Origin of the sequence: Amaricoccus solimangrovi, assembly GCF_006385685.1 — a bacterium.
Taxonomy (GTDB): Bacteria; Pseudomonadota; Alphaproteobacteria; order Rhodobacterales; family Rhodobacteraceae; genus Amaricoccus; species Amaricoccus solimangrovi.
Map to the genome: position 1 here is coordinate 1 of NZ_VFRP01000071.1, position 4,283 is coordinate 4,283.

The 4,283-nt window shown below is 67.8% G+C and carries 4 protein-coding genes; all 4 read left to right on the forward strand.

Annotated features, from left to right (window positions below; genetic code table 11):
• Nucleotides 1–184 precede the first annotated feature (184 nt).
• The 4 genes from FJM51_RS23050 to fusA all read left to right on the forward strand — a co-directional run bounded on the left by FJM51_RS23050 (nt 185) and on the right by fusA (nt 4,226).
• Nucleotides 185–826 (forward strand): hypothetical protein, encoded by a 642-nt coding sequence (locus FJM51_RS23050; protein WP_140456436.1) that lies wholly within the window; start codon nt 185–187, stop codon nt 824–826.
• A gap of 404 nt (nt 827–1,230) precedes the next feature.
• Nucleotides 1,231–1,602, forward strand: a complete 372-nt coding sequence (rpsL, locus tag FJM51_RS23055; protein WP_140456437.1) for a 30S ribosomal protein S12 — start codon at nt 1,231–1,233, stop codon at nt 1,600–1,602.
• A 12-nt stretch (nt 1,603–1,614) separates the two neighbouring features.
• On the forward strand, nt 1,615–2,085 hold the full coding sequence (gene rpsG, locus FJM51_RS23060) for a 30S ribosomal protein S7 (RefSeq protein ID WP_140456438.1): 471 nt from the start codon (nt 1,615–1,617) through the stop codon (nt 2,083–2,085).
• A 23-nt stretch (nt 2,086–2,108) separates the two neighbouring features.
• Nucleotides 2,109–4,226 (forward strand): elongation factor G, encoded by a 2,118-nt coding sequence (gene fusA, locus FJM51_RS23065; RefSeq protein WP_140456439.1) that lies wholly within the window; start codon nt 2,109–2,111, stop codon nt 4,224–4,226.
• Nucleotides 4,227–4,283: the final 57 nt, after the last annotated feature.

Consider the following 4,283-nt stretch of genomic DNA (forward strand, 5'->3'; position numbering starts at 1 on the left):
CTCGCCTTTTCCTGCTGTCGCGGCGGCCGCGCGGAGGCGGAGCCGTTTTACGATGCGCGCCGCATTTAGGAGGAAACCACGAGAAACGCAAGAACTGGCGCCGTTGTCACGCGATCACGGGAGTCACGGCCCGGTCACGCCGCCCCCGCTAGAGCGATTCGCGACATCGAAGGGGGAAGGAATCATGTGGGACCAGGGAGCCGTCGACATGGGCGCCGAACTGTGGTTCGCGGCGGCGGTGGCCGGGCCGCAGGTGCTGGGGGCGGGGCTTCATCGCGCGGCGCGGGGCGCCCGGCGCGGGACGCTGGCGCCGGTGCCGGCCGCCGCGCTCGGGCTCGCCGCCATAGAATGGTGTCTCGGCGTGCCGGCCGCGGCGCTCGCGGCGCCGCTCGCCGTCGCGCTCGCGGGGGCGGTCGTCGTGGCCGGCCGGGAGCGGCGCGCCGGGGCGCGGGAGGGCGCGGTGCGCGCGGCGCTGGCGCTCAGCCTCGCACCGCTGATCTGGGGCGCGCTCATGGTGGCGCCCGCCGCCCGGATCGGAGTCGGGGCCGAGATCGGGCCGGTGCTCGCGCTCCTGACCGGGCTCGCGGCCCTCGCCGCGCACTGGCCGGCGCTCGCGGCGGCCTATGCCGATCCCGGGCGCGAGCCGCCGCTGCCCTGGTTCCTGTGGTCGGCGAGCCATGGCGGCTGGGCGGTCATGGTGATGTTCGCCGATCTGCCCTGGCCGTTCCTGGCCTTCCCGCTCGTCGCCCAGGCGGCGACGCTCGGGATCGGGATCTTCGCGCTCGAGGGTGGCTCCGAGCGGCGCGGCGGCGAGGGCGCGCGCTGAGCCGCGCGCCGCGAATCCCGCGATCGGCGCCGGCGGCGCGGAGGGCGCCTCCCGCCGCCGGCGGCGATCCCCGGGGGCGGCCGGATTCTTCGTGCGATGACAGGGGGATAACGTGACCGGGCCGGCGAGGCGGCGAATCTCCGGATCGCGGTTGACATTTCCGGGCCTTTGGGACTAGTTTCCGCCCGCTCCGAAGGGATCCCCCTTCGAAACAGTCATGTTTTGGGCGGTCACGACTCGGGCGAGCAGCCCCAGTCCTCTGGAATTTCGCCGCGTCGGATTGCCGTTAAGGTGAGTCCGTGCGCGGCACTTTTGGCATTTCGCGCGAAAGCGCGGGGGCCTTTCGTAACAGAAGACGCGCTGAACGCGCACGACAGACACGGTTAGACGGGGTTTAGAACCGAATGCCAACGATCCAGCAGCTGATCCGCAACCCGCGGCAGCCGAGAGCGACGCGCTCGAAGTCGATGCACCTGCAGGCCTGCCCGCAGAAGCGCGGCGTCTGCACGCGCGTCTACACCACCACGCCGAAGAAGCCGAACTCGGCCATGCGCAAGGTTGCGAAGGTTCGCCTGACCAACGGCTTCGAGGTCATCAGCTACATCCCCGGCGAGTCCCACAACCTCCAGGAGCACTCGGTCGTGCTCATCCGCGGCGGTCGTGTGAAGGACCTTCCGGGCGTGCGTTATCACATCCTGCGCGGTGTGCTCGACACCCAGGGCGTCAAGAACCGTCGCCAGCGCCGGTCCAAGTACGGCGCGAAGCGGCCGAAATAAGGAGAGTTCGAGATGTCTCGTCGCCATAGCGCGGAGAAGCGCGAAGTCCTGCCGGACGCCAAGTTCGGCGACCGCGTTCTGACCAAGTTCATGAACAACCTGATGCACGACGGCAAGAAGTCGGTCGCCGAGAGCATCGTCTACGGCGCGATGGAGCGCGTGCAGCAGAAGCTGCGCCGCGAGCCGATCGAGGTCTTCCACGAGGCCCTCGACAACATCAAGCCGTCGGTCGAGGTCCGCTCCCGCCGCGTCGGCGGTGCGACCTATCAGGTCCCCGTCGAAGTGCGCCCGGAGCGCCGCGAGGCGCTGGCGATCCGCTGGCTCATCAAGGCGAGCCGCGCCCGCAACGAGCACACGATGGAAGAGCGCCTCGCCGGCGAACTGCTCGACGCCGCCAACATGCGCGGCACCGCCGTGAAGAAGCGCGAAGACACCCACAAGATGGCCGACGCCAACAAGGCGTTCAGCCATTACCGCTGGTAACGGCGGAAGATAGGAACAGGCAGATGGCCCGCGAATATCCCCTCGACCACTACCGCAACTTCGGCATCATGGCGCATATCGACGCCGGGAAGACGACGACGACCGAGCGGATCCTGTATTACACCGGCAAGAGCCACAAGATCGGCGAGGTGCATGACGGCGCCGCGACGATGGACTGGATGGAGCAGGAGCAGGAGCGGGGCATCACCATCACCTCGGCCGCGACGACCACCTTCTGGGAGCGCACCGAGGACGGCGTTTCGACCAATTCGCCGAAGTACCGCTTCAACATCATCGACACCCCCGGCCACGTCGACTTCACGATCGAGGTCGAGCGCTCGCTCGCCGTGCTCGATGGCGCGGTCTGCGTGCTCGACGCGAACGCGGGCGTCGAGCCGCAGACGGAGACCGTCTGGCGGCAAGCTGACCGCTACAAGGTCCCGCGCATTGTCTTCGTCAACAAGATGGACAAGATCGGCGCGGACTTCTTCAACTGCGTCCGCATGATCAAGGACCGGACCGGCGCCACCCCGTGCCCGATCCAGCTCCCGATCGGCGCCGAGAACGCGCTCGAGGGTCATGTCGACCTCATCACGATGGAAGAGTGGACCTGGAAGGGCGAGGATCTGGGCGCGACCTGGACCCGTCAGCCGATCCGCGCCGAGCTCGCCGACCAGGCCGCCGAGATGCGTGCGACCATGATCGAGCTCGCCGTCGAGATGGATGACGCGGCGATGGAAGCCTATCTCGAAGGCGAGGAGCCGGACGTCGCCACGCTGCGGAGCCTGATCCGCAAGGGCACGCTCGCGATGGCCTTCGTGCCCGTGCTCTGCGGCTCCGCCTTCAAGAACAAGGGCGTGCAGCCGATGCTGAACGCCGTCGTGGACTTCCTGCCGGGTCCGCTCGACGTGCCCGCCTACATGGGCTTCGCGCCCGGCGACGAGACGGAAACCCGCGACATCGCGCGCCATGCCGACGACGCCGAGCCCTTCTCGGGCCTCGCCTTCAAGATCATGAACGACCCGTTCGTCGGCTCGCTCACCTTCACCCGGATCTATTCGGGCGTGATCCGCAAGGGCGACCAGCTCCTGAACTCGACCAAGGGCAAGACCGAGCGCGTCGGCCGCATGATGATGATGCATGCGATCAACCGCGAGGAGATCGAGGAAGCCTTCGCGGGCGACATCATCGCGCTGGCGGGTCTGAAGGACACCACCACCGGTGACACGCTCTGCGACAAGGCCAAGCCGGTCGTGCTCGAGACGATGACCTTCCCCGAGCCGGTGATCGAGATCGCGATCGAGCCGAAGACGAAGAACGACCAGGAGAAGATGAGCCAGGGCCTGCAGCGGCTCGCGGCCGAGGATCCGTCGTTCCGCGTCGAGACCGACCGCGAGAGCGGCCAGACGATCATGAAGGGCATGGGCGAGCTTCATCTCGACATTCTCGTCGATCGCCTGAAGCGCGAGTTCAAGGTCGAGGCGAACATCGGCGCGCCGCAGGTGGCCTATCGCGAGACCATCTCCAAGGCGGCCGAGATCGACTACACCCACAAGAAGCAGACCGGCGGTTCGGGCCAGTTCGCGCGGGTGAAGCTGACGATCACGCCGACCGAGCCGGGCGAGGGCTACTCGTTCGAATCGAAGATCATCGGCGGCGCGGTGCCGAAGGAATACATCCCCGGCGTCGAGAAGGGCATCCAGTCCGTGATGGATTCGGGTCCGCTCGCGGGCTTCCCGGTGATCGACTTCAAGGTCGCGCTGACCGACGGCGCGTTCCACGACGTCGACTCCTCGGTTCTCGCCTTCGAGATCGCCTCCCGCGCCGCGATGCGCGAGGGCCTTCGCAAGGCCGGCGCCAAGCTGCTCGAGCCGATCATGAAGGTCGAGGTGGTGACGCCCGAGGACTACACCGGCGGCATCATCGGCGACCTCACCAGCCGTCGCGGCCAGGTCCAGGGTCAGGACACCCGGGGCAACGCGATCGCGATCTCGGCGATGGTCCCGCTCGCCAACATGTTCGGCTACATCAACACGCTGCGCTCGATGTCCTCGGGCCGCGCGGTGTTCACGATGCAGTTCGACCACTACGAGGCGGTGCCGCAGAACATCTCGGACGAGATCCAGGCGAAATACGCCTGATCCGGCAAGGAAATAAGGGCGGCCCGGCCGCCCGCGAAGGGAACAGGAGAGCCAAGC